The organism is Streptomyces sp. NPDC052236 (assembly GCF_044548015.1).
Classification (GTDB): Bacteria; Actinomycetota; Actinomycetes; order Streptomycetales; family Streptomycetaceae; genus Streptomyces.
The window spans coordinates 1-24035 of the sequence record NZ_JBIUBL010000055.1 but is presented as its reverse complement, the minus strand read 5'-3'; the positions used below and the strand labels follow the sequence as shown (position 1 = coordinate 24035).

Here is a 24035-nt window from a genome sequence, read left to right as displayed (position 1 = left end):
TCCCCACCCGACACCCGCGAACGCCGGGCGCGCCCGAAAGCCCCGGGCCCGCACCGCGGAAGCCCGCGACCCGGCTGCTGGGGGCCCCGCAGCCGTACCCGGGCCCGCGCCCGCAGGGTTTACGCCGCCCGGAGCAGTGTCGTTTCCTCGCTCCGGGGGACGTCGAAGTCGTGCAGGATCGCCTCCGCCGCCCGCCTGCCCGAGAACAGCGCGCCCTGGACCGTACTCGTGTCCCGGTGGTCCCCGCAGACGTAAAGGCCCGTCAGCAGCCGCACCGGGCGGCGCACGTCGTGTGGTGGTGGCATCGCGGGTACCGCCTCCGGCGAGTGGTGGACCGCGAGCAGTTGCCACTCGTCGGTGGGGGTTCCGTACAGCGTCGCGAGATGCGCCCGCACCCGGCGGTCCAGGTCCGGCGGAGGCGTGCCCAGCACCGTCGACGAGATCAGTACGCGGCCGTGCGGCGCGCGTGAGGGGTCGACCTCGCTCATCACCGCCGTATGCGAGACCGGTCCGCTCCGGTCCGCGTCCAGGACGAGCGCCGGGTCCGCGAGCGGCACCCCGGGTGCCGTGTGGTGAAGGACCGCCACGGGATGGAACCCCGGCACCCGCAGCCCCGGCAGCAGCTCCGCCGCGGCGCGGGCCCCCGTCGCCACCACCAGCGCGCGGCAGCGGAGGTCGCCGTGCTCCTTCGTCCGTACCCGGGTGATGGACACCTCCGTCACCCGTACGCCCGTGTGTACGGCACCGGCCGGCAGCGTCGCCGACAACCGCTCGGGCAGCGCCGCCGCGCCCCCCTCCGGTACGCACATCCAGCCGCGCGCGAACCCGCGCAGCGCCAGATCGGCGCACCGGCTGGACGTGGTCAGCGCCGGATCGCAGAGCAGCGCGGACAGCAGCGGGCGCACAAGGCTGTCGACCGCACGGGCCGGGAGGCCGCGCTCGCGCAGCGAGTTCCACGTGGGGTGCTCGGGGCGGGCGAGCAGCCGCTCCACCGGCGTGGCCGCGAGGCGGGCGAGCGACGCGCCCAGCCGGGCCTGGTCGAGCGGCCGGGGGGCGCTCGCAAGGGCGCGCGCAACGGTCAGTGCTCCCCCTACGCTCCTCAGGGCGTGGGGCGAACCCCGCCGGGCGCTCCTCACGTCACCGTTCCGCCGCACCGCGTCTCCGAACCGCTGGAGCCGCCCTTCGCTGTGTACGAGCACGCCGGGCGAGAACGGCCGCAGGACGACGTTGTTGAGCCCCGCCGTGCGACGCAGTTCCGGATACGCGGTGGAGAGCAACTGGCCCATACGGTCGAGCCGGTAACCGTCGATCTCTTCGGTGATCATCCGGCCGCCCACCCGGGGAGCGGCCTCCAGAACCCTGACCGACAGTCCCGCGCTGGTCAGTTGTTGAGCGGCCGATAGCCCGGCGATCCCGGCCCCGACGATGACGACATCCGCATGGTGAGCGCTGCTGAGCACGTACCCCTCCCCGGGATCGGCGCGCGGCTGGTAGGAGGCTCATGCCTCCAACAGGCCCCCCGAATACCGGAGTTCGCGTCGCCTGCGGACGTTGCCGGACCAGGTAGACGGGGGTAGACCGAGAGTAGGCAGCCATGAGCGCAGCGTCAGTCGCGCATGCTGCGGAGCACCGGTGCGCGGGGGCGCACAACGCGCACAGCCCGCACAGCTCGCGCAGCGCGCGGCCCTGTACGCGCGCCTACCGCAGCGCCGCCCTGATCGCCTCGTCGATGCTCGGGAACGCGAACGAGAACCCCGACTCCAGCAGCTGGGCGGGCACCACCCGCTGCCCGCCCAGAATGTCCTCGGCCAACTCTCCCACCACCACCCGCAGCACCGGAGCAGGCACCGTGAACAGCGTCGGGCGGCGCAGTACCCGCCCCATCGCCGCCGTGGCCTCACCATTCGTCACCGGCTCCGGAGCCGTGAGATTCACCGGCCCCGACAGGTGCTCCGTATCGATGAGGTGCCGCAGCGCCGCGACCTCGTCGTGCAGGGAGATGAAGCTCCAGTACTGCCTGCCGCTGCCGAGCCGCCCCCCGAGCCCGGCCTTGAACAGCGGGAACATCCGGCCCCACGCCCCGCCACCGCGCGCCACCACCAACCCGGTGCGGGCGAAGACCGTCCGCACGCCCGCCTCCTCCGCGGGGGCCGCCGCCTCCTCCCACTCCACGCACAGCTTCGGCAGGAACCCGTCACCGGGCGGCGCGCTCTCGTCCACCGCGCGGTCCCCGGTGTCGCCGTAGTAGCCGACCGCGCTCCCGCTGACCAGCACCCTGGGCGGTACGTCGAGGGAGGCCACGGCCTCCGCGATCGCGGCCGTGCCGAGGACGCGGCTGTCCCGGAGTTCCCTGCGGTACGCGTCGGTCCAGCGGCGGTCACCGATCCCGGCTCCGGCGAGGTGGACGACGGCGTCGCAGCCGGTCAGGCCGCGCCCGTCCACGTACTGCCGGTGCGGGTCCCACTCCACCTCGTCCTCGGCCCGCGCCGGGCGCCGCACCAGGCGGGCGACCTCATGGCCGTCCGCGCGCAGCGAGTGCGTAAGTGCCGTACCGATGAGTCCGGTCGAGCCGGTGATTGCGATCCGCATGACCCCATCCTGCCCGGTGCCGCCCCATGGCACAGTGACACCCATGCCGCACTCGCACATACGCCCCGCACGCCGCACCGACGAGGCGGCGCTCGCCGCGCTGGACCGGGACACCTGGTCGCCGTTGCACTCCGTGCAGCCGAGGCCGCAACCGCCGTACGACCCGTTCTTCGACACCAACCACCGGCCCGAGCACTTCCTCGTGGCAGAGGACGACGGGGACGACATCGCCGGCTATATCCGGCTGATCGCGCCCACCCCGCTCGCCTGTAACCAGCACGTACGGCAGATCCAGGGCCTCGCCGTGGCCGACCGGGCGCGCGGGCGCGGGGTCGCGCGGGCGCTGCTGCGGGCGGCGTTCGAGGAGGCGCGGCGGCAGGGCGCGGTACGCATGACGCTGCGGGTGCTCGGCCACAACACACCGGCCCGCATGCTGTACGAGTCGGAGGGCTTCGTCGTCGAGGGCGTACTGCCGGGGGAGTTCTCCCTGGACGGGCGGTACGTGGACGATGTGATGATGGGCCGCAGCCTCACCGCATAGCTCACCGCATAGCGGTCACAGGACTCCGAAGCGCTCCGAGAGCCGCGGGAAGCGCCGCGCCAGCTCCGCGTCGTCGTCAAAGTCGAACGGCGTACCCAGCGGCTCCGCCGTCTGCGGCGCGATCCCCAGCTCCTGCGCCGCCACCCCGGTCAGCTGCTCGTACGCCTCGTCCGCCGCGTATCCCAGCTCCTCGCCGTCCCCGTCGACGTCCGCGTCGAACTCCTCCAGGAGCTCGGCGAGCGAGTCCGGATCGTGCAGCGCGCCCTCGAAGACCTCGCGGCCCTGGCCGATCAGCCAGCAGCGGAAGTAGTCGAAGGCGTCGTCGCTGGCACCGCCGAGCAGTACGGCGGCGGCTCCCCACAGATCCCAGGTGTACGCGCGGTTGTAGCGGGCCTCGAAGTGCCGGGCGAAATCCAGCACCGAGTCGGGATCGAGCTGGAGCAGCCGCTCGACCAGCAGATCGGCATGGTCCTCGGGGTCGCCCTCGGCGGCCTCGCGGGTGGAGTTGATGATCTCCCAGAACTCCGTCTCGTCCATCACGGGGTCAAGCATCGTGGTTGAAGGGAGCGGGCGCACGTGGAGCCGCCGAAATGCTGAATCAGAAAGCGGACAGAAGATGGCGGGTATCGGTGGGACGGTCGACGTATGACCACGGACGAGGACAAGACGAACAAGACGGACAAGACGAACAAGACGGATGAGGCAGGACTCGCGGGGAAGATCGCCCTCGTCGCCGGGGCGACCCGCGGCGCGGGGCGTGCCATCGCCGTACAGCTGGGCGCGGCAGGCGCGTGCGTATATGTGACCGGACGAACCACCCGCGAGCGGGTCAGCGAGGTCGGCCGGGCCACCGAGACCATCGAGGAGACGGCGGAACTGGTCACCGCGGCGGGCGGCGAGGGCATCGCCGTACCGACCGACCACCTGGAGCCGGAGCAGGTGCGGGCGGTGGTCGAGCGCATCGACCGGGAGCGCGGGCGGCTCGACATCCTGGTCAACGACATCTGGGGCGGCAACCACCTGCTCGACTTCCACACCAAGATGTGGGACATCGACCTGGACCGGGGACTGCGCATGATCGACCTCGGGATGCGGAGCCACATCATCACCAGCAGCTGTGCGCTGCCGCTGCTGGTACGGCAGCCGGGCGGCCTGGTCGTCGAGGTCACGGACGGCACCGCCGAGTCGAACAAGGGCTTCCGCGAGAACTACTACTACGACATCGCCAAGTACGCCCCGATCCGGATGGCGCTCGCGCTGGCCGAGGACCTGAAGAGCGTGGGCGGTACGGCGGTCGCGGTGACCCCGGGCTTTCTGCGCTCCGAGGAGATGCTCGACGCCTTCGGCGTCACCGAGGAGAACTGGCGCGAGGGCATCAAGCACCAGAGACACTTCGCGCTCTCCGAGTCCCCGGTCTACGTCGGCCGGGGGGTCGCGGCGCTCGCCGCGGATCCGCGGCGGGAGCGCTGGAGCGGGCAGTCACTGTCCAGCGGGCAGCTGGCGAAGGCGTACGGATTCACGGACGCGGACGGCAGCCGGCCGGACGTGTGGGCGTATATGGCGGAGGAGGCGGCGGGGGCGAAGCCCGTCCTGGAGGACTACCGATAGGGGTGGTTACTGGTAGAGCCGGGCAGTGCGCTCCGCGGCGTCGGTGAAGCGGGCGCGCAGCTCGGCCGGTTCCAGCACCTCCGCCTCCGGGCCGAGGGACAGCAGCTGGCTGTACGCCACGTCCAGGGACTCGACCGGCAAGGTGATCGTCACCTGTCCGTCGGATGCCACCGCCGCGTTCAGCGCCTCGCGGGCGGCGGCGCGGTCGGTGGCGTACGGCAGCTGCCGCGCGCCCGCCCCGGAGAGGCGTACCACCACCTCCGTACGGAGGATGGAGCGCGCGAACTGGGCCGACCGTTTCTCCCAGAAGCCCGGCAGATCGAAGCCCTCGTCCCGTACGAACCGCTCCTCGCCGAGGGCGACCGCGGTGAACCGGTCGAGCCGGTAGACGCGGACCGTGCTGTCCGCAAGAGCGCACAGGTACCAGACGCCCGCCTTGAGTACGAGACCGTACGGAGCCAACTCCCGCTCCACCTCGCCGTCCTGGCGCCGGTAGCGGGCGGAGAGGAGCCGGTCGTCCCACACCGCCTCGGCGACGACAGGCAGCAACTGAGGTGTCTCGGGCTCCTGGTACCAGCCAGGGGCGTCCAGGTGGAACCGCTGGGCCGCCGATTCGGATGCGTTGCTGAGCGAGGGCAGCAGTGCCGCGGAAACCTTCAGGCGCGCCGCGGACGCGGTGTCCTCAAGGCCCATGTCCCGCAGCGCGCCCGGGAGCCCGGAGAGGAAGAGGGCTTCGGCCTCGGTGCGGGCCAGTCCGGTGAGCCGGGTGCGGTAGCCGCCGACGAGCCGGTAGCCGCCGGTCCGCCCCCGGTCGGCGTAGACCGGAACTCCGGCCTCCGACAACGCGAGGGCGTCCCGTGTGACGGTCCGCTCGGAGACTTCCAGCTCCCGCGCCAGTTCGGCGCCGGTCATGGAGGGTCTCGCCTGGAGGAGCAGCACCATCTTGATCAGCCGGGCAGCACGCATGCCTCCATGATGACGGAGGCGCCACTCCACTCAGGCGAGCGGTTCCTGGAGTTCCGTAACCCACTTCTCGCGGTCCGCCGGGCACTCCAGGTTGATCTCCCGGGCGTAACCGGCCGAGCTGTGGCCTCCCGCGTCGATCCAGTTGGCCAGCACCTGGGCCGTGGACAGGATCGCGTCCATCGGACCCCGGTGCACGATCGTGGCGGCGCGCTCGACGGCCGGGAGGTCGACGATCGCGAAGTCCTGGCCGGGGCGGGGTTCGGCCGAGACCGTCACCCCCGCGTGTACCAGGATCGCGCCGTCCTCTTCCCGCGCGTCCTCGTAGTACGCGATACCGGGCCCCGTCGGGGCGACGCCCGCAGCGTCCAGCCGCCGGAACAGCTCCTCGTACAGCGGCGCGATGACAGGACCGATGTCCTCCGGTGCGTAACTCGCCGCGGTGGCGGTCAGCTCGGCCACCCGTACCGGGGGGATGCTCTTGATGATGACGTCCTGGGTGGGCATGTGCCCCTCACTCTCGATCGACCGGAGCCTCGCCTCGACCTGCGCCAGCCTGGCGCCCGCCGCGGCCACCGCCGCCTCCAGCTCCGCCCGCCGCAGCGTGAGCATCCCGCGCAGTTCCTCGGGGCTCACCCGCTCCTGAAGGATCTGCCGCACCTGGTGCAGCGTGAAGCCGAGATCCTTGAGGGCGATGACCCGGTTGAGCTGGGCGAGCTGCGCGGCGGTGTAGTAGCGGTAGCCGGAAAAAGGGTCGGTGTGGGCGGGACGGAGCAGCCCGATCGCGTCGTAGTGACGCAGCATGCGGGCCGACACACGGCCGTGCCTGGCGAAGTCTCCGATGGTGAACATGACGCCCCCTACTGCACGGCTTCACACGGTGTCAGGGTCAAGGGTCCGCCTACGACGAAACCCCGGTGGCCGCGCGGCCACCGGGGTTTCGTCGTAGGGCTCAGAGGCCGTAGCGCTCGCGCGCTTCCTTCACGGTCGACGCGGGGATCTCACTGCGCCGTGCCAGCTGCGCCAGCGCCGCGACGGTAATCGACTGCGCGTCGACGCCGAAGTGGCGGCGGGCCGCCGCCCGCGTGTCGGAGAGACCGAAGCCGTCCGTACCGAGCGAGGAGTAGTCCTGCTCGACCCACTGGCTGATCTGGTCCGGGACCTGACGCATCCAGTCGGACACCGCCAGCACCGGGCCCGGTGCGCCGTTCAGGACCTGCGTGACGTACGGGGTGCGCTGCTCGCCGCGCAGCAGAGCCTCGTCGCTCTCCAGCGCGTCACGGCGCAGCTCGCCCCACGACGTCGCGGACCATACGTCGGCGGTTACGCCCCAGTCGGCGGCCAGCAGCTCCTGGGCCTCCAGGGCCCAGTGGATCGCCGTGCCGGAGGCCAGCAGCTGGAGGCGCGGGGATTCCGCTGCCGCGGCCACGCCCTCCTTGAAGCGGTAGAGACCGCGCAGGATGCCGTCCTCGACGCCCTCGGGCATCGCGGGCTGCGGCTTCGGCTCGTTGTAGACCGTCAGGTAGTAGAAGACGTCCTCGGCCTCGGGGCCGTACATCCGCCGCAGGCCGTCCTTGACGATGACGGCGATCTCGTACGCGAAGGCCGGGTCGTAGTTGAGCGACGCCGGGTTCGTGGAGGCGATGAGATGTGAGTGGCCGTCCGCGTGCTGGAGGCCCTCGCCGGTCAGGGTGGTACGGCCGGCGGTCGCGCCGACGATGAAGCCCTTGCCGAGCTGGTCGGCGAGCTGCCACATCTGGTCGGCCGTGCGCTGCCAGCCGAACATCGAGTAGAAGATGTAGAACGGGATCATCGGCTCGCCGTGCGTCGCGTACGACGTCGCGGCGGCGATGAAGTCGGCCATCGAACCGGCCTCGGTGATCCCCTCATTGAGGATCTGGCCGTCCTTGGCTTCCTTGTAGTACATCAGCTGGTCGCGGTCGACCGGCTCGTACGTCTGGCCCATCGGGGAGTAGATCCCGGCGGACGGGAAGAGGGACTCCATACCGAAGGTGCGGGCCTCGTCCGGGACGATGGGGACCCAGCGCTTTCCGGTCTCCTTGTCCCGCATCAGGTCCTTCATCAGGCGCACGAAGGCCATGGTGGTGGCCATCTCCTGCTTGCCCGAGCCCTTCTGGAGCGCCTTGAAGGCGCGCTCCTCCGGCTGGGGCAGGGGCATGGCGCGCACCCGGCGGGCCGGGGCGGGGCCGCCGAGCGCGGCGCGGCGCTCCTGGAGGTAGCGGACCTCGGGGGAGTCGGCGCCGGGGTGGCCGTAGGGCACCAGGCCGTCGGCGAAGGCGCTGTCCGGGATCGGGAGTCCGAGCAGGTCGCGCATGGACTTGAACTCGTCGGTGGACAGCTTCTTCATCTGGTGGTTGGCGTTCTTCGACTCGAAGCCCCGGCCGAGCGTGTAGCCCTTCACGGTCTGCGCGAGGATGACGGTCGGCGCGCCCTTGTGCTCGACGGCCGCCTTGTACGCCGCGTACACCTTGCGGGCCTCGTGGCCGCCGCGGGAGGTGAAGAAGAGCTCGGCGATCTTAGCGTCGGTGAGCAGCTTCGCCAGCTCGACGAGCGCGGGCTCGGCGCCGAAGAAGTGCTGGCGGATGTACGCCACGTCCCGGGCGGCGTACGTCTGGAACTGGGCGTCCGGCACGTCGCGGAGGCGGCGTACGAGGGCGCCCGTGGTGTCGAGGGCGAACAGCTCGTCCCAGGCGGAGCCCCAGAGCGACTTGATGACATTCCAGCCGGCGCCGCGGAATTGGGTCTCCAGCTCCTGCACGATCTTGAAGTTGGCGCGGACCGGTCCGTCGAGGCGCTGGAGGTTGCAGTTGATGACGAAGGTGAGGTTGTCGAGCTGCTCGCGCGCCGCGAGGGCGAGGGCGGCGGTCGACTCGGGCTCGTCCATCTCGCCGTCGCCGAGGAAGGCCCAGACGTGGGAGTTGGCGGTGTCCTTGATGGCACGGTTGTGCAGATAGCGGTTGAAGCGCGCCTGGTAGATCGCGGAGAGCGGGCCGAGGCCCATGGAGACGGTGGGGAACTCCCACAGCCAGGGCAGCCGGCGCGGGTGCGGGTAGGACGGCAGGCCGTTGCCGCCGGCTTCCTGGCGGAAGTTGTCGAGCTGCTGCTCGCTGATGCGTCCGTCGAGGAAGGCGCGGGCGTAGATGCCGGGGGAGGCGTGGCCCTGGATGTAGAGCTGGTCGCCGGAGCCGTCGTTTTCCTTGCCGCGGAAGAAGTGGTTGAAGCCGGTCTCGTAGAGCCAGGCGGCGGAGGCGAAGGTGGCTATGTGGCCGCCGACGCCGAAGCGGGCGCCGCGGGTGACCATGGCGGCGGCGTTCCAGCGGTTCCAGGCGGTGATGCGGGCTTCCATCGCCTCGTCGCCGTCGAAGGCGGGCTCGGCGGAAGTGGGGATGGTGTTGACGTAGTCGGTCTCCACCACCCGGGGCACGGGGACTCCGGCCCGCTCGGCGTGCTGGAGGGTACGACGCATCAGGTACGCGGCGCGGTGCGGGCCGGCGTGCGCGGTGACGGCATCGAGGGATGCCGCCCACTCGGCGGTCTCCTCGGCGTCACGGTCCGGGAGCTGATCGAGCTCGCTCGGGCGTGGCTTGGGTGCGGGGTCGGTCATGAACGCCGCCTTCCGGACTGGAGGGGGGTGGAGAGAGCCATGTCTGGCAGGACAGGGCTGAGTACCCCCGACGCGGTCAGGGGGAGGGTCGGTGAACCCGACGTCGACTGTATGTCTCTGATCGATGATCGATCAAAGTCGGGGAGGTAAAACTTCGCGATATGGGGAAATTGGCATGCGGTGCCGTGGGTGGGGGCACGGGGTGCCGGGGGTAAAGGGGGATGAATCGGGCGGGGGGTGCGCGTTGGAGCGGGGGGCGTATCAGGCGTGCGGGGGGCGGTGCGTGCGGGTGGCGCCTGCGGCGGGCCTTTCCCCACCCCGCCCCTTCCCGTAACTGGGGGCTCCGCCCCCAGACCCCCGGTCCTCAATCGCCGGACGGCTGGAAATCCAGCCCCGCCGGCGATTGAGGCGCGGGGTTCGGGGCAGCGCCCCCGACAAGGGCCGGGCACTCAGGCGCGGGGGGCGCAGGCCAGGACGTGGGATTTGGCCAGGGCGCCGATTTGGGGGTCGCGGCGGCGGAAGGCCTCGACCAAGTCCTGGTGTTCCTCCGCGTACGACTTCTGCACCGTTCCCAGCCAGCGGATCGACAGCGCCGTGAACACCTCGATCCCCAGTCCCTCCCACGTGTGCAGCAGCACGCTGTTGCCCGCCGCCCGGACCAGTTCCCGGTGGAACGCCACCGTGTGCCGCACCTGTGCGGCCGAGTCCGCGGTGCGGTCCGCCTCGTACAGCGCCGTCACATGCGGCTCCAGCGCGGAACAGTCCGCCGCCAGCCGCTCCGCCGCCAGTTCCGCCGCGATCTGCTCGAGGCCCGCCCGTACCGGGTAACTCTCCTCAAGATCGGCGGCGGTCAGATTCCGTACTCGTACGCCCTTGTTGGGCGCGGACTCGATCAGCCGCAGGCTCTCCAGCTCGCGCAGCGCCTCGCGCACCGGTGTCTGGGAGACCGCGAGCTCCGTGGCTATCCGCCGCTCGACGATCCGCTCGCCCGGCTTCCAGCGGCCGCTGACGATCCCCTCCACGATGTGCTCGCGGATCTGTTCGCGCAGCGAGTGCGACTGGACGACGGGCGTGGTCATGGGGGCTCCTCCGGGGGGACAGGCACCCCTGACAATACGGGGCGGGTACGCGTACGACAGTGCCCCGCCCCGGAGCTCCCGGGGCGGGGCACTGTCGTACTGACCGCGTACTTACTGGTGAGTCCTACAGGCCGAGCTCGACCTCGAACTCGCCCGCTTCGAGGATCGCCTTGACCGCCGTCAGGTAGCGCGCCGCGTCCGCGCCGTCCACGAGTCGGTGGTCGTAGGAGAGCGCCACGTACGTCATGTCACGGACGCCGATGACCGTGCCCTCGGGCGTCTCGATGACGGCCGGGCGCTTGACCGTGGCCCCGATGCCCAGGATGGCGACCTGGTTCGGCGGCACGATGACCGTGTCGAACAGCGCACCGCGCGAGCCGGTGTTGCTGATCGTGAAGGTCGCGCCGGACATGTCGTCCGGGCTGATCTTGTTGGAGCGGACCTTGCCCGCCAGCTCCGCCGTCTTCTTGGCGATACCGGCGATGTTCAGGTCGCCCGCGCCCTTGATGACCGGCGTCATCAGACCCTTCTCGGAGTCGACGGCGATGCCGATGTTCTCCGAGTCGAAGTACGTGATGGTGGAGTCGTCCTCGTTGATCCGGGCGTTGACGACCGGGTACGCCTTCAGCGCCTGGGCCGCGGCCTTGACGAAGAACGGCATCGGGGACAGCTTCACGCCCTCGCGGGCGAAGAACGCGTCCTTGGCCCGGTTGCGCAGCTTCATCAGCTTGGTGATGTCGACCTCGACGACCGTGGTCAGCTGGGCCTGCGAGTGCAGCGCCTTCATCATGTTCTCGCCGATGATCTTGCGCATGCGAGTCATCTTGACCGTCTGACCGCGCAGCGGCGACACCTCGAGAGCCGGAGCCTTCGAGGGGGCGGCCGGGGCGGCGGCAGCGGGAGCCGGGACCGCTGCGGCGGCCTTGGCGGCAGCCTCCGCGGCGGCGATGACGTCCTGCTTACGGATGCGGCCACCGACGCCGGTGCCCTTGACCGAGGCCAGGTTCACGCCGCTCTCGGCGGCGAGCTTACGGACCAGGGGGGTCACGTATGCGCCCTCGCCCTCCTCACCGGCGGCCGGAGCCGGAGCCGCGGGCGCCGGAGCGACCGGGGCAGCGGGAGCCGCGGGAGCCGCGGGTGCCGGGGCGGGAGCGGCCGGTGCGGCCGGAGCGGCAGCGGCGGGCGCTGCCTGGACCGGAGCCGGAGCCGGAGCCGGGGCAGGTGTCGGCGCGGGCGCCGGAGCAGCAGGCGCGGCCGGGGCCGCGGGAGCCGCAGGGGCGGCAGCAGCCGGAGCCGGTGCCGCCGGGGCGGGCGTGGCGGCAGGAGCCGCGCCGGGCGCGCCGATGACGGCCAGCTTGGCGCCGACCTCGGCCGTCTCGTCCTCGGCCACCACGATCTCCAGCAGCACACCGGAAGTCGGGGCCGGGATCTCGGTGTCGACCTTGTCCGTGGAGACTTCGAGCAGCGGCTCGTCGGCCTCGACGGACTCGCCGACCTCCTTGAGCCAGCGGGTGACAGTGCCCTCGGTCACGCTCTCGCCGAGCGCGGGGAGAACGACGTCCGTGCCCTGGGCGCTGCTGCCGCCGGCCGCCGCCTGGGCGGTCGGAGCCGGGGCGGGAGCCTCGGCCTCGGCGGACGGCGTGGCCTGCTGAGCCGGAGCCGGAGCCGGAGCCGGAGCCGGAGCCGGAGTAGGAGCCGGAGTAGGTGTCGGAGCTGCGGCGGGAGCCGGAGTGGGCGCCGGAGCCGCAGGGGCAGCGGCAGCCGGTGCCGGAGCCTCGGCAGCAGCCGGGGACGGTGCGGCAGCGGGCGCGCCCGTGCCGTCGTCGATGATGGCCAGCTCTGCGCCGACCTCAACAGTCTCGTCCTCGGCGACCTTGATGGACGCGAGGATGCCGGCGGACGGGGCAGGGATCTCGGTGTCGACCTTGTCGGTCGATACCTCGAGTAGCGGCTCGTCAACCTCGACGCGCTCTCCCTCGGCCTTCAGCCAGCGGGTGACAGTGCCCTCAGTGACGCTCTCGCCGAGCGCCGGAAGGGTTACGGAAACCGCCATGGTTTCAGTTGCTCCTTACGAATGTGCGGAAGTGGTCGTGGCGCCCTGAACTGCTAGCTGAACTGCTAGTCGTGGGAGTGCAGCGGCTTGCCGGCCAGGGCCAGGTGGGCCTCGCCGAGCGCCTCGCTCTGCGTCGGGTGCGCGTGGATGAGCTGCGCGACCTCGGCCGGCAGTGCCTCCCAGTTGTAGATCAGCTGAGCCTCGCCGACCTGCTCGCCCATACGGTCACCGACCATGTGGACGCCGACCACGGCACCGTCCTTGACCTGGACGAGCTTGATCTCGCCCGCGGTCTTGAGGATCTTGCTCTTGCCGTTGCCCGCGAGGTTGTACTTCAGAGCGACGACCTTGTCCGCTCCGTAGATCTCCTTGGCCTTCGCCTCGGTGATGCCGACGGACGCGACCTCAGGGTGGCAGTACGTCACCCGCGGCACACCGTCGTAGTCGATCGGCACGGTCTTCAGACCGGCAAGTCGCTCCGCCACCAGGATGCCCTCGGCGAAGCCGACGTGCGCGAGCTGGAGGGTGGGGGCGAGGTCGCCGACCGCGGAGATCGTGGGGACGTTCGTCTGCATGTACTCGTCGACCAGCACGAAGCCGCGGTCCATCGCGACTCCGGCCTCCTCGTAACCGAGACCGGCCGAGACCGGGCCACGGCCGACGGCGACGAGCAGCACCTCGGCGTCGAACGTCTTGCCGTCCACGAGGGTGACGCGGACGCCGTCCTCGGTGTACTCGGCCTTCTGGAAGAAGGTGCCCAGGTTGAACTTGATGCCGCGCTTGCGGAACGCGCGCTCAAGAATCTTCGAGCTGCCCTCGTCCTCGACCGGCACCAGGTGCTTCAGGCCCTCGATGACCGTGACGTCCGTGCCGAAGGACTTCCATGCGGAGGCGAACTCGACGCCGATGACGCCGCCGCCCAGCACGATCGCGGACTTCGGTACGCGGTCCATCACCAGCGCGTGGTCCGAGGAGATGATGCGGTTGCCGTCGATCTCCAGGCCGGGCAGCGACTTCGGTACGGAGCCGGTAGCGAGGACGATGTGGCGGCCCTGCACCCGCTCACCGTTGACGTCGACGGAGGTGGGGGAGGACAGCCGGCCCTCACCCGCGATGTAGGTGACCTTGCGCGAGGCGATCAGACCCTGGAGACCCTTGTACAGGCCCGAGATCACCTCGTCCTTGTACTTGTGGACGGCCGCCATGTCGATGCCGTCGAAGGTGGCCTTGACGCCGAACTGCTCGGCCTCTCGTGCCTGGTCGGCGATCTCGCCGGCGTGCAGCAGCGCCTTCGTAGGGATACAACCGTTGTGCAGGCAGGTACCGCCGACCTTGCCCTTCTCGATCAGGGCGACGTCCAGGCCCAGCTGAGCCCCGCGCAGCGCCGCAGCGTAACCGCCGCTGCCACCGCCGAGGATCACTAGGTCGAAAACGGTGCTGGCGTCGTTCGCCACGTCACGTCCTCCATGCATGTGCGCCGGTCGCCGGGTCACCCCCGCAGGGGGACGACCGGCCGGTCGGCTGGTGTTCGGCCGCTGTTTTTTCGGCCCTGTGGTGGGGGCCCTGTCCTGCCGAGAACCCATCTTCGCACTTGTTGCCGGGAGGCGGGACGCGGGGCTGCTTTACCTGGCTTTTCCCGGCTCCCCCGCACCCCGCCTCCCCGCCCCTCGGCCGGTCGCGGTTCCGGACCTCAGCCGGACCTCAGTCGCACCTCAGCCGGATCACGGCCGGACCTCAGCCAGACCTCAGCCCAGGTCGCCCGCGGCGGTGCGCTCGGCCAGCTTGACCAGGGTGCGGACCGCGGATCCGGTGCCGCCCTTGGGGGTGTAGCCGAACGGCGCGCCCTCGTGGAAGGCCGGGCCCGCGATGTCCAGGTGCGCCCAGGTGATGCCCTCGCCCACGAACTCCTTCAGGAACAGACCGGCCACCAGGCCGCCACCCATCCGCTCGCCCATGTTGGCGATGTCGGCGGTCGGGGAGTCCATGCCCTTGCGCAGCTCGGTGGGGAGCGGCATGGGCCAGGACTGCTCGCCGACCTCCTCCGCGATCTCGTAGATGGAGGTACGGAACGCGTCGTCGTTCGACATGATGCCGAAGGTGCGGTTGCCCAGCGCCATCACCATCGCGCCGGTCAGCGTCGCCACATCGACGATCGCGTCCGGGTGCTCCTCGGACGCCTTGGCCAGCGCGTCGGCCAGTACGAGACGGCCCTCCGCGTCGGTGTTGAGCACCTCGACCGTCTTGCCGCTGTACATGCGCAGGACGTCGCCGGGGCGGGTGGCCGAACCGGACGGCATGTTCTCGGCGAGCGCCAGCCAGCCGGTGACGTTGACGGCGAGGCCCAGGCGTGCGGCCGTGACGACGGCGGCGAACACGGCGGCGGCACCGCTCATGTCGCACTTCATCGTCTCGTTGTGGCCCGCGGGCTTGAGGGAGATGCCGCCCGAGTCATAGGTGATGCCCTTGCCGACGAAGGCCAGGGTCTTGGCCGCCTTGGCGTGCGTGTAGCTGAGCTTCACCAGGCGCGGCGGGGCTTCCGAGCCGACGCCGACGCCGACGATGCCGCCGAAGCCGCCCTTGGCGAGCGCCTTCTCGTCGAGCACCTGCACCTTGATGCCGTGCTCCTTGCCCGCGGCGGTGACGAGCGTGGCGAAGATCTCCGGGGTGAGGTCGTTCGGCGGGGTGTTGATGAGGTCGCGGGCGCGCTTGATCTCCTCGGTGAGCGCGATGGCGCGCTCGGCGGCGGCCTTGTACGCCTTGTCGCGCGGCTTCGTGCCGAGCAGGGCGACCTCCGCGAGCGGCGCCTTCGGCCCATTGCCGCTGCCGTTGCCGTTCTTGTCGCTCTTGCCGCCGCTGCCCTGGTACGTGGTGAATGCGTACGCCCCGAGCAGCGCGCCCTCCGCGATGGCCTCCGCGTCCTCGACAGCCTCGATCGGCAGGGCGAACGCGGCCTTCTTCGCACCGGCCAGCGCACGCGCCGCCACACCCGCGGCCCGGCGCAGCGTCTCACCGCCGTACGTCTCGTCCTTCTCCGGGACCTGACCGAGGCCGACCGCGAGGACGACCGGCGTCTTGAGTCCCGACGGCGCGGGCAGCTTGGTCACTTCGCCTTCGCCACCCGCGGCACCGAGGGTCTCCAGGATGGCGGCGAGCTTTCCGTCGAACGCGTTGTCCACGGCCTCCGCGCCGGGCGCGAGGACCGGGCCCTTGGCGCCCTTCGCGATGCCGACGACGAGGGCGTCTGCGCGCAGCGTCGCCGCTCCGGCGGTGCTGAGAGTGAGAGCAGTCACGGTGGTGAAATCTCGCTTCCGTTGAGTTGCGGGGCCGCAGGGCCGTAGGGAGGGGGACGGATCGACATCCCACGCGGACAAGAGCCTACGCTCAGTCACCTGTGGCGTTCACGCGGCGGTGGTTCCCTGAGCCTGGGACACCACGTAGCAGGTGGCTCGCGCCTTGCCCAGCTCTGCCCACTCGTGCTCGGTCGACCAAGTGGTCCAGTACCGGCCGGGGTCCACGGACTCGTCGGTCCAGTCGGCCGGAGCCCGGTCGTGGGAGCGCCGGCAGAACTCGTCCGCCCGGTCCGCCGCGGCTTCGGCGCCGGGGTACCCGCCGTCGTCGGGCGTGGACTGGGCGAAGATCCGGCCGTCGTGCGCGGTGGCGCAGGGGACCCGTACCACTATTCTGCTGTTGCGCAGACCGGCGTTGAAGTCGACGCACTCCCCGGCTTTCGCCTCGTCGGTACGTGTCACCGCCGTGGCCGCGTCCAGGACGCGGTCCGAGGCCGTCGGCATGACCGGCTTCGACGTGCCGTGGCCGGTGAGGGTGAGCTGGGCGCGGATGGCGGTCACGTCGGCGAGCACGCTGTCCTTCCCCTTGAGCAGGCCGGACAGTTCGGCTTCGGCACGGGTGATGCGGCCCTTGGCGTCGACCGTCAGGGTCAGCGGTACGGCCGGCTGCTTGATGTTCTGGTTCCAGGCGGCGGCCAGTTCCTCCGTCAGGTCGGACGGGAAGAGGTCCCACGCCGTATTGAGAGCGAAGCTCGCCCGGTACGTCCGGCCGCCGGAGGGGCTCTCCTGCTGTGAGGCTGCCTCGGCGGCGCCGATTGCCTCCAGCAGAGTGCCGCCGATGGCGGCCTCGGAGCCGCGGAGGTGCCTGATGGAGTCGACCCCGTTCAGCGGATCGGCGTCCGCTGCCCCGTACCGGATCCAGTAGGCGGCCGACTCGGCACGGTAGTGGATGGTCTGGGTGTCCACGGCGATACGCCCGGCCGGGTCGGCGCGTATGCGCCCCGGGGTGGTACCGAGGATCACGTCCTTGGCATCTTCGTCGAACCCGTCCGGCACGGTCCAGGCGAGCGAGCCCTCGCCCCTGCTGTCCGCGAAGTCGACGCGGCCCGTGCTGGTCTGAACCGCGTTGCCCTTCTTCGAGACGAAGGTGACGGTCTGCGTGAAGGTCGCGCTGCCCGCCTTCTGCGTTTGGCGCAGCGCCAGGAACGGCTGCCGGCCGACCGGCTCGGCGAAGACCGGGTGTGCGGTGGGCTTGTCGTCCGTCCCCCCGCCGCATGCGGTGAGAAGCAGGGATGCCGCGGTAAGTACGGCGGCGAGGGAGGGCAGTCGTCTGATCACATGTTCATGACCAGGTGGCGGCACCCGGGGTTGCCCTCGGCGAGGTCACGAAATGATCAAGCGTCGCGGGGAGGCTCAGGGGCTCAGGGGCCCAGCACCAGGGCGATGAGCGAAGCCGTCGCCGCCGTCTCGGCCAGGGCGCCGAACACATCCCCCGTCACCCCGCCGAAGCGGCGTACGCAGTGGCGCAGCAGCAGCTGGGCCAGGACGAGCCCGGTCAGGACCGCCAGTGCGTGGTGCACAGCGCCGTACGTGCCGCACGTGCCGAAGAGCGCGCCCGCCGCCGCGCACCCCGCCGTGACCAGGGCGGCCACCGCGACTCCCCTACGTACGGGAACGACCCCCGCGACCGCCGCGCCCAGGCCCTCCGGGCGGGCCGCCGGGACGCCCGTGCGCGCCGCGAGGGTGAGGGCGAGGCGAGCGGTGACCCCGGAGACGGCCGCGCCGAGCGCGCCGTACGCCCAGCCGTGCCCGTACAGCCCGGTCAGCGCCGCGACCTGCGCGAGCAGGACGAACACCAGCGTGATGACCCCGAACGGGCCGATGTCCGACTGCTTCATGATCCGCAGCGCGTCCGCGGCGGTGGTGTGCGCGCCGCTGCCGAGACCGTCGGCGGTGTCGGCCAGGCCGTCGAGGTGGAGGCCGCGGGTGAGGGCGGCGGGCACGGCGACCGTGGCCACCGCGGCGAGCAGCGGGTCCGCGTTCAGCAGCAGGAGCAGGCCGCCGAGGGCCGCCGCGAACAGGCCCACCACCAGCCCGGCCAGCGGAGCCCACAGCATTCCGGCGCGCGCCGCTCCACGGTCCCAGCGGGCGACGCGAACCGGCAGTACGGTCAGGGTGCCGAAGGCGAAACGTATGCCGTCCAGAGCGTCTAGAGGGATCACCGCGCGAAGAGTAGCGAAGAGCGGCGAAAGTGGCGAAGAGTAACGGGAGCGGGTGCCATGGGTCACTGGTTCTACCGCAACATCCTTGAGCCGGGGAAACTGCCGATGCTGCTCGCCCTGGCCTCCTTCGTCCTCACCTTCCTGGCCACCCGCACGGTCACCAGGATGATCAGGGCGGGACGAGGGCCGTTCCGGAACATCGCGTCCGGCGGCACGCACATCCACCATGTCGTCCCCGGCGTCATCCTCACCGTCATCGGCGGCTTCGGAGCGGTCGGCAGCGGCAACCACGGCCCCACCGCGGCGGTCTGCGCGGTCCTCTTCGGCGTCGGCGCGGGCCTCGTCCTGGACGAGTTCGCGCTCATCCTCCACCTCCAGGACGTCTACTGGACCGAGCAGGGCCGCAAGAGCGTCGAGGTCGTCGTGCTCGCCGCGGCCCTGGCGCTGCTGGTGCTCGGCGGTTTCTCTCCGCTGGAGGTGGACTCGCTGACGGAGGAGGAACGCCAGAGCCGCAGTGCGGCGATCACCACGCTGTTGCTCAACTTCCTCCTCGTGCTCATCGCCCTCGTCAAGGGCAAACTGCGGCTGGCGCTCATCGGCACGCTGCTGCCGCTGGTGGCGATCTTCGGGGCGGTACGGCTGGCCCGCCCGGGCTCCCTCTGGGCCCGCCGCTTCTACCGCAACCGGCCCAGGGCGCGCGCGAAGGCCGAGCTGCGCTCGTACCACCACGACCGCCGCTGGGACCGGCCGCGCCGCAAGTTTCAGGACCTGATCGGCGGCGCTCCGGACCGGTTGCCGACGCGCGATCGCTGACCCGCGTGCCGTTGACGCCCGCGTTTCCGCGGGAGCGCCGCGACCCCGTACACCACCAGTGCCACCACGATCGCCGCCAGATGCTCCTTGCCCGCCAGGTTGTCCTTGACCAGCACCTCCACCGCCATCGACACGATCACCAGCGCCAGCGTGAACCACGCCCGGTAGCGCAGGCAGACGACCACCGCGAGCCCGACGACCGCCGCCGACGGGCCGGTGTCGATCACCTGCGCGTCCGAGGCGGGCAGCCCGAGGAGGCCCCCGGGTCCCAGCGCGATGCCGATCCGCGCGTACGTCGTACCGGCCAGCGTCGCGACGTACGCGATCAGCAGCGTCCGCGCCCGGCCGAGGCAGATCTCCGCGCTGCCGAACACCACCAGCACCTGCGCCAGGGCTCCCCACACCGGCAGGTCAAGCGCCGGTACGAACAGCGACAGAGGAGTACGCAGCAGAGCCGGCAACAGCGGATCCTCGGCCCGCACAAAGCCGAGGCCGCGGACCGGCCCGAGCCCCCAGGGCCGGTTCTGCACCAGCTGGAAGACGGCCGTGAGGCAGACCGCCCCGAGCGTCAGCGGGATCGCGCGCCACCGTCTCGTGGCGAGGGCGTTGCGCAGGGTCACGTACAGCGGACCCCACTCGCGGCGCGCGAACGCGCTCGCCGTGTTCGCGTTCAACGGCCCGCTGCCAAGTCCGGGTGCGGCTGCAGACGTCTGCGGTGCAGCCACTTGGGCAGCCCCGGCGCCTCCAGGAAGCCCTCGGCGCGGCCCGCCGCCAGGCCGATGCGCAGCAGGTCGGCGCTTTTCTCGAAGAGCATGAAACGCGGCTCCCAGACGGGTCGGTACTTCGCGTTGGCGCGGTAGAGGGACTCGATCTGCCACCAGCGGGAGAAGAAGCTGAGCAGCGAGCGCCACAGCCTGAGCACCGGTCCCGCGCCGAGCTTCGAGCCACGTTCGAAGACCGACCTGAACATCGCGAAGTTCAACGAGACCTGGGTGATCCCGATCTCCTTCGCCCGCTGGAGCAGCTCGATCACCATGAACTCCATCAGGCCGTTCTCGGAGTTCCGGTCACGCCGCATCAGATCGAGGGAGAGGCCGTGGGAACCCCACGGCACAAAGCTCAGCACCGCCCGCAACTCGCCCTGGCGGTCCATGCATTCGAGCATGACGCAGCGGCCGTCCGCCGGATCGCCGAGCCGCCCGAGCGCCATCGAGAAGCCGCGCTCGGTGGCCCCGTCGCGCCAGTCCTCGGCGCGCCTGAGCAGTACGGCCAACTCCTCGGGCGGGATGTTCTCGTGGCGGCGGATCCGCACCGTGTATCCGGCGCGCTCGATCCGGCGGTACGCCTGGCGCACGGTCCGCATCGCCCGCCCCTCCAAGTGGAACTCCGCGGTCTCGACGATGGCCTCGTCGCCCAGCTCCAGGGCGTCCAGGCCGTGCCGCGCGTAGATCATTCCCGCTTCCTCGCTCGCCCCCATCACGGCCGGGATCCAGCCGTGTTCGCGGGCCTGGGCCAGCCAGGGCCCGATCGCGCCGGGCCAGGCCTCGGGGTCGCCGATCGGGTCGCCGGACGCGAGCGAGACGCCGCCCACCACTCGGTAGACCACGGCTGCCTTCCCGGTCGGGGACCAGACGACGCTCTTCTCGCGGCGCAGCGCGAAGTAGCCGAGCGAGTCGCGTTCGCCGTACCGCTCCAGCAGGGCGCGCAGCCGCTGCTCGTCCTGTTCGGTGAGTGGGTCGACGGCCCGGCGCGAGCGGAAGGCCGCGTACAGCACGGCGAGCAGCAGCAGCGTGGACAGGACGTTGATGGCGACGTCGACCCAGCCGGGGGTGGTGATCCTGGCGGAGTGGAATTCGTCGGAGGCGAGCGAGACGAGTCGCGTCAGTCCGTAGCGCCAGCGCTCCGGGAAGGAGGACCGGCCGGCCGAGGGGTCGGTGTTGGTGACGGTGACGAGCAGCGCGGCCAGCAGCGAGGTGACCAGCAGTCCGCCGACCGCGACGGCTGCGGCGAGCCGGGGATTGGCGCGGTCCCCCTTCGCGTAGAACTCGCGCCGCCCCAGCGCCAGCGCGAGCACGAACGCGGCGGTCAGGGCCAGCGAGACCCAGTTCTGCGCGTGCTCGCGGATGCCCGGGTCGACACCGATCACGAGGACGAACAGCAGGAGGAAGAGCCCGGCCAGTACGGAGTTGAGGATCCAGGCGGCCCGCTTGCGGCGGCGCATGGTGATCGCCAGGAAGAGGGTGAAGGCGCCGGAGGCGAAACCCGCGGTGAGCAGGTACGGCGTGAAGAACTCAGCGCTGTTGTGCCGCCGGAGATCCTGCCCGAGCGAGACCCATACGGCGCTCAGGAAGTTGATGAATGTGACGGCGCGCAGATACCAGACGGCGAACGCGGCACCGCGGCGCGAGCGCGCGGTGCTGCGGACGGCTCTTGAGGCAGGCAAACGGACCTCTCCCATGAAACGCGATCATATGGGGCATCGCGGATCAAGGTGGGTGAGGTGCGGCGGCCTGTTCGTCAGTCCGTAGGCGAGTCCGTAGGCGAGTCCGTAGGCGAGTCCGTACGCTCCGGAAGTTCGGCGGCGAGCGCTGCCGAGGCCTGTACGAAGGGGAGCGCGAGCAAGGCACCGGTTCCTTCCCCCACGCTGACGCCGTGATCGAGCAGCGGAATCAGCGCCATCCGGTCCAGCGCCTTCGCCTGCGCGGGCTCCCCGCTCAGCTGGCCCGCGAGCCACCAGTCCGGTGCCCGGAACGCGGCGCGCTGCGCGACCAGCGCGCACGCCGCCGACACCACGCCGTCGAGGATCACCGGCACTCGCCGTACGGCACTCTGCAGCAGGAAACCCGTCATCGCGGCCATATCCGCGCCGCCCACCGCCGCCAGCAGGTCCAGCTGGTCGCCGAGCACCGGACGGGCACGCCGCAGCGAATCCCGGATCACCGCGCACTTGCGCATCCACGCCAGATCGTCGATGCCCGCGCCGCCACGGCCGGTGACCACCGAGGCGTCCGTGCCGCACAGCGCGGCGATCAGCGTCCCGGCGACAGTGGTGCCGCCGACGCTCAGATCGCCGAGGACCAGCAGATCCGTGCCGGAGTCGGCCTCCTCGTCGGCGATCTCCATGCCCAGGCGTACGGCCTGCTCGGTCTCCTCGGCCGTGAGCGCGTCCTCGATGTCGATCCGTCCGCTGCCGCGCCGAACCCGGTGGCGTACGACCTCGTCGGGCAGCAGCCCGGGCTCGCAGTCGAGCCCGGCGTCGACGATCCGTACGGGCACGCCCATGCGGCGGGCCAGTACGGCGACGGGGCTCGCGCCCTCCAGCGTGGCGCGCACGAGCTCGTGCGCGGTGCCGGGCTCCCGGCCGGAGACGCCGAGTCCGGCCACCCCGTGATCACCGGCGAAGAGCACCACCCGGGGCTGCTCGATGGGCTTGACCGGTACGGAGGCCTGCGCGGCGGACAGCCACTCGCCGAGTTCGTCAAGACGCCCGAGGGAGCCCGGGGGGACGATCAGCCGCTCCCGGCGCTCTTCGGCTTCGCGCCGCATGCCGCTGTCGGGTCGCTCGATCAGGTCGGAGAAGTCGTCGAGATTCAGCCTGCTCATTCGCGGAACAGTACCGGCAGCGGTACGGGACCTGTCAGTCAGCTGCGCAGGACGAGGGCCTGGCCCGCGACGACGAGCAGGAGGTGCTCGCACTCCGCGGCGAAGGCGGCGTTGAGGCGGCCCAGTTCATCGCGGAACCGCCGTCCCGACGCGGTGGCCGGGACGACGCCGGAACCGGCCTCGTTGGTCACCGCGACGACCGTGCGCGAGGTCCGGCGCACCGCCTCGACCAGCTCGGCGACCCGCGCGCGCAGTGCGCGCTCGCCGCCCGCCGACCACTTCTCCTCCTCCCACGCGCCCGCCCGGTCCATCGCGTCGGTGAGCCAGAGGGACAGGCAGTCGATCAGCACCGGCGGCCCGTCCTCCTCAAGGATCGGCACAAGCTCGCACGTCTCGGCGGTACGCCAGACTCCCGGCCGTCGCTCGCGGTGCTCACGGACCCGGGCCGTCCACTCGGGGTCGTCGTCCCGGGCGCCGCCCGTCGCGACGTACAGCACCTCGGGGAAGGTCTCCAGGCGGCGTTCGGCCTCCCGCGACTTGCCGGAGCGGGCGCCACCGGTGACGAGCGTGCGGCGGGGCACGTCCGGTACGGCGTGATACTCGCCGACGATCAGCGTCGTCCCGTCGGGCACGGCCCGCGCGCCCGCCGCGGCGAGCCGCCGGATCAGCTCCCGGCCGCCGGGCACGTCGTGGTCGATGTGTACGGCGAGGACATCGGTGGTCGCCCCGATCGCCCCCGCCGCGCGCAGCCTGGCGACGGCGTCGGGCCTGCCGATGACATCGGCGACGACCATGTCGTACGCGGCCGGCCCCTCGGCGAGTCCGGCGGGTGAGCCACCGGGGGGCAGATAGAGGAGCCGCTCGCCCTCCAGGGAGGTCACCTCGTACCCGGTACCCGGGCTGTCCATGGGCACGGCCCGCACACGGTGGCCGCTGATGAGCGTCAGCTCCCGCCCGTGGGGCACCCGCCCGGCCGAGGGCAGCCCGGCGGGCAGATCGACGGCGGGGCCGTCGTGGGGGTGCGTGAGCAGCACCTGCCGTACGGCGGAGAGCGAATGCCCGGACCGGGCGGCGGCCATGGCGGCGCCGGGGGTGAGGTCGAGCAGCAGCGCGCTGTCGACGAGGAGGGCGGTGGCGGCGCGGGCGAGGGAGCCACGGGCGGTGGCGCAGACGGCGCAGGGGCAGCCGGGCCGGGGGAGTCCGGCGGGCGCGCCGGTGCCGAGCAGAGTGAGTTCCACGGAGACGATCCTCCCGCGTAGCCGCAGGGCGTGCGCGCCCGGCTACGCTGCGGGCAGGAAAGAGATCACTGGTGTGTCCTGGGATCGGGAGGCGGAGGCGTACATGGTCTGGACGTGGCGGTTCGAGAAGTCCGACGGTACGGAGGTCCAGCCGGCGGTGCGGCCGGAGGAGTTCACGACGCAGGGGGATGCGGAGTCGTGGCTCGGTGAGTACTGGAAGGAACTGGTGGAGGGCGGCGCGGACCAGGTGATCCTGTCGGAGGACTCGACGAAGATCTACGGCCCGATGAGCCTCCACGCGAACGAGTCGTAAGGGCTCCCCTCCGGGGTGCGGGCCCTACGCGCCCGCACCCCGCGACCTGATGCCCCCGGGGCTTTCGGGCGCGCCCGGCGTTCGCGGGTGTCGGGTGGGGG

The 24035-nt window shown here is 71.4% G+C and carries 20 protein-coding genes; 4 read left to right on the top strand and 16 right to left on the bottom strand.

Annotation, left to right across the window (positions count from 1 at the left end; all coding sequences use genetic code 11):
- Positions 1–119 precede the first annotated feature (119 nt).
- Positions 120–1460, bottom strand: coding sequence for an NAD(P)/FAD-dependent oxidoreductase (locus tag ACIHCQ_RS43405; protein WP_399674693.1), 1341 nt, complete (start codon positions 1458–1460; stop codon positions 120–122).
- 238 nt (positions 1461–1698) lie between these two features.
- Positions 1699–2589, bottom strand: coding sequence for a TIGR01777 family oxidoreductase (locus tag ACIHCQ_RS43400; RefSeq protein WP_399674691.1), 891 nt, complete (start codon positions 2587–2589; stop codon positions 1699–1701).
- Between the two features lie 43 nt (positions 2590–2632).
- Between ACIHCQ_RS43400 and ACIHCQ_RS43395 the strand changes: the two genes are divergently transcribed.
- Positions 2633–3130 (top strand): GNAT family N-acetyltransferase, encoded by a 498-nt coding sequence (locus ACIHCQ_RS43395; protein ID WP_399674690.1) that lies wholly within the window; start codon positions 2633–2635, stop codon positions 3128–3130.
- 15 nt (positions 3131–3145) lie between these two features.
- On the opposite strand, the gene ACIHCQ_RS43390 is transcribed toward ACIHCQ_RS43395, so the two are convergent.
- On the bottom strand, positions 3146–3667 hold the full coding sequence (locus ACIHCQ_RS43390) for a DUF4240 domain-containing protein (RefSeq protein WP_399674699.1): 522 nt from the start codon (positions 3665–3667) through the stop codon (positions 3146–3148).
- Positions 3668–3775: 108 nt separating this feature from the next.
- Between ACIHCQ_RS43390 and ACIHCQ_RS43385 the strand changes: the two genes are divergently transcribed.
- Positions 3776–4738, top strand: coding sequence for an SDR family oxidoreductase (locus tag ACIHCQ_RS43385; protein ID WP_399674689.1), 963 nt, complete (start codon positions 3776–3778; stop codon positions 4736–4738).
- A 6-nt stretch (positions 4739–4744) separates the two neighbouring features.
- On the opposite strand, the gene ACIHCQ_RS43380 is transcribed toward ACIHCQ_RS43385, so the two are convergent.
- The 9 genes from ACIHCQ_RS43380 to ACIHCQ_RS43340 form a co-directional block, all read right to left on the bottom strand.
- On the bottom strand, positions 4745–5704 hold the full coding sequence (locus ACIHCQ_RS43380) for a helix-turn-helix transcriptional regulator (protein ID WP_399674688.1): 960 nt from the start codon (positions 5702–5704) through the stop codon (positions 4745–4747).
- 30 nt (positions 5705–5734) lie between these two features.
- Positions 5735–6553 carry a MerR family transcriptional regulator gene (locus tag ACIHCQ_RS43375; RefSeq protein ID WP_399674686.1) on the bottom strand — a complete coding sequence of 273 codons (819 nt, stop codon included), beginning with the start codon at positions 6551–6553 and terminating at the stop codon, positions 5735–5737.
- A 100-nt stretch (positions 6554–6653) separates the two neighbouring features.
- Complete coding sequence (gene aceE, locus ACIHCQ_RS43370) at positions 6654–9326, bottom strand: pyruvate dehydrogenase (acetyl-transferring), homodimeric type (protein ID WP_399674685.1); 2673 nt, start codon at positions 9324–9326, stop codon at positions 6654–6656.
- A gap of 449 nt (positions 9327–9775) precedes the next feature.
- Positions 9776–10405 carry a GntR family transcriptional regulator gene (locus ACIHCQ_RS43365; protein ID WP_399674683.1) on the bottom strand — a complete coding sequence of 210 codons (630 nt, stop codon included), beginning with the start codon at positions 10403–10405 and terminating at the stop codon, positions 9776–9778.
- A gap of 124 nt (positions 10406–10529) precedes the next feature.
- A complete protein-coding gene (gene sucB, locus ACIHCQ_RS43360) occupies positions 10530–12458 on the bottom strand; it encodes a 2-oxoglutarate dehydrogenase, E2 component, dihydrolipoamide succinyltransferase (RefSeq protein WP_399674681.1) in 1929 nt (642 codons plus the stop codon).
- A 65-nt stretch (positions 12459–12523) separates the two neighbouring features.
- On the bottom strand, positions 12524–13912 hold the full coding sequence (gene lpdA / locus ACIHCQ_RS43355; RefSeq protein ID WP_399674680.1) for a dihydrolipoyl dehydrogenase: 1389 nt from the start codon (positions 13910–13912) through the stop codon (positions 12524–12526).
- A gap of 291 nt (positions 13913–14203) precedes the next feature.
- Positions 14204–15748, bottom strand: coding sequence for a leucyl aminopeptidase (locus ACIHCQ_RS43350; protein ID WP_399674679.1), 1545 nt, complete (start codon positions 15746–15748; stop codon positions 14204–14206).
- Positions 15749–15856: 108 nt separating this feature from the next.
- Positions 15857–17083 (bottom strand): hypothetical protein, encoded by a 1227-nt coding sequence (locus tag ACIHCQ_RS43345; RefSeq protein ID WP_399674678.1) that lies wholly within the window; start codon positions 17081–17083, stop codon positions 15857–15859.
- 83 nt (positions 17084–17166) lie between these two features.
- Positions 17167–17964 carry an adenosylcobinamide-GDP ribazoletransferase gene (locus tag ACIHCQ_RS43340; RefSeq protein WP_399674697.1) on the bottom strand — a complete coding sequence of 266 codons (798 nt, stop codon included), beginning with the start codon at positions 17962–17964 and terminating at the stop codon, positions 17167–17169.
- A gap of 60 nt (positions 17965–18024) precedes the next feature.
- On the opposite strand from ACIHCQ_RS43340, the gene ACIHCQ_RS43335 reads away from it, so the two are divergent.
- Positions 18025–18780: a hypothetical protein gene (locus ACIHCQ_RS43335; RefSeq protein WP_399674677.1), complete on the top strand. Its 756-nt coding sequence runs from the start codon at positions 18025–18027 to the stop codon at positions 18778–18780.
- On the opposite strand, the gene ACIHCQ_RS43330 is transcribed toward ACIHCQ_RS43335, so the two are convergent.
- The 4 genes from ACIHCQ_RS43330 to ACIHCQ_RS43315 are packed head-to-tail and all read right to left on the bottom strand — an operon-like array spanning position 18729 to position 23621.
- A complete protein-coding gene (locus ACIHCQ_RS43330) occupies positions 18729–19454 on the bottom strand; it encodes a hypothetical protein (RefSeq protein WP_399674676.1) in 726 nt (241 codons plus the stop codon). The genes ACIHCQ_RS43335 and ACIHCQ_RS43330 overlap by 52 nt on opposite strands.
- Positions 19451–21238, bottom strand: a complete 1788-nt coding sequence (locus ACIHCQ_RS43325) for a phosphatidylglycerol lysyltransferase domain-containing protein (protein ID WP_399674675.1) — start codon at positions 21236–21238, stop codon at positions 19451–19453. The genes ACIHCQ_RS43330 and ACIHCQ_RS43325 overlap by 4 nt, the downstream gene beginning before the upstream one ends.
- A gap of 59 nt (positions 21239–21297) precedes the next feature.
- Positions 21298–22383, bottom strand: coding sequence for a nicotinate-nucleotide--dimethylbenzimidazole phosphoribosyltransferase (gene cobT, locus ACIHCQ_RS43320; RefSeq protein ID WP_399674674.1), 1086 nt, complete (start codon positions 22381–22383; stop codon positions 21298–21300).
- Positions 22384–22421: 38 nt separating this feature from the next.
- Positions 22422–23621 carry a bifunctional adenosylcobinamide kinase/adenosylcobinamide-phosphate guanylyltransferase gene (locus tag ACIHCQ_RS43315; protein WP_399674673.1) on the bottom strand — a complete coding sequence of 400 codons (1200 nt, stop codon included), beginning with the start codon at positions 23619–23621 and terminating at the stop codon, positions 22422–22424.
- Positions 23622–23724: 103 nt separating this feature from the next.
- Between ACIHCQ_RS43315 and ACIHCQ_RS43310 the strand changes: the two genes are divergently transcribed.
- Positions 23725–23934, top strand: a complete 210-nt coding sequence (locus tag ACIHCQ_RS43310; RefSeq protein ID WP_399674695.1) for a hypothetical protein — start codon at positions 23725–23727, stop codon at positions 23932–23934.
- Positions 23935–24035: the final 101 nt, after the last annotated feature.

Bases quoted from the DNA above. Each gene is read 5' to 3' on its own strand.
- ACIHCQ_RS43380 (WP_399674688.1), bottom strand. From the start codon at position 5,704: ATGCGTGCTGCCCGGCTGATCAAGATGGTGCTGCTCCTCCAGGCGAGA.
- ACIHCQ_RS43375 (WP_399674686.1), bottom strand. From the start codon at position 6,553: ATGTTCACCATCGGAGACTTCGCCAGGCACGGCCGTGTGTCGGCCCGC.
- ACIHCQ_RS43335 (WP_399674677.1), top strand. From the start codon at position 18,025: ATGGGTCACTGGTTCTACCGCAACATCCTTGAGCCGGGGAAACTGCCG.
- ACIHCQ_RS43390 (WP_399674699.1), bottom strand. From the start codon at position 3,667: ATGGACGAGACGGAGTTCTGGGAGATCATCAACTCCACCCGCGAGGCC.
- ACIHCQ_RS43365 (WP_399674683.1), bottom strand. From the start codon at position 10,405: ATGACCACGCCCGTCGTCCAGTCGCACTCGCTGCGCGAACAGATCCGC.
- aceE (WP_399674685.1), bottom strand. From the start codon at position 9,326: ATGACCGACCCCGCACCCAAGCCACGCCCGAGCGAGCTCGATCAGCTC.
- ACIHCQ_RS43385 (WP_399674689.1), top strand. From the start codon at position 3,776: ATGACCACGGACGAGGACAAGACGAACAAGACGGACAAGACGAACAAG.
- ACIHCQ_RS43310 (WP_399674695.1), top strand. From the start codon at position 23,725: ATGGTCTGGACGTGGCGGTTCGAGAAGTCCGACGGTACGGAGGTCCAG.
- ACIHCQ_RS43400 (WP_399674691.1), bottom strand. From the start codon at position 2,589: ATGCGGATCGCAATCACCGGCTCGACCGGACTCATCGGTACGGCACTT.
- ACIHCQ_RS43325 (WP_399674675.1), bottom strand. From the start codon at position 21,238: ATGGGAGAGGTCCGTTTGCCTGCCTCAAGAGCCGTCCGCAGCACCGCG.
- sucB (WP_399674681.1), bottom strand. From the start codon at position 12,458: ATGGCGGTTTCCGTAACCCTTCCGGCGCTCGGCGAGAGCGTCACTGAG.
- cobT (WP_399674674.1), bottom strand. From the start codon at position 22,383: ATGAGCAGGCTGAATCTCGACGACTTCTCCGACCTGATCGAGCGACCC.
- ACIHCQ_RS43395 (WP_399674690.1), top strand. From the start codon at position 2,633: ATGCCGCACTCGCACATACGCCCCGCACGCCGCACCGACGAGGCGGCG.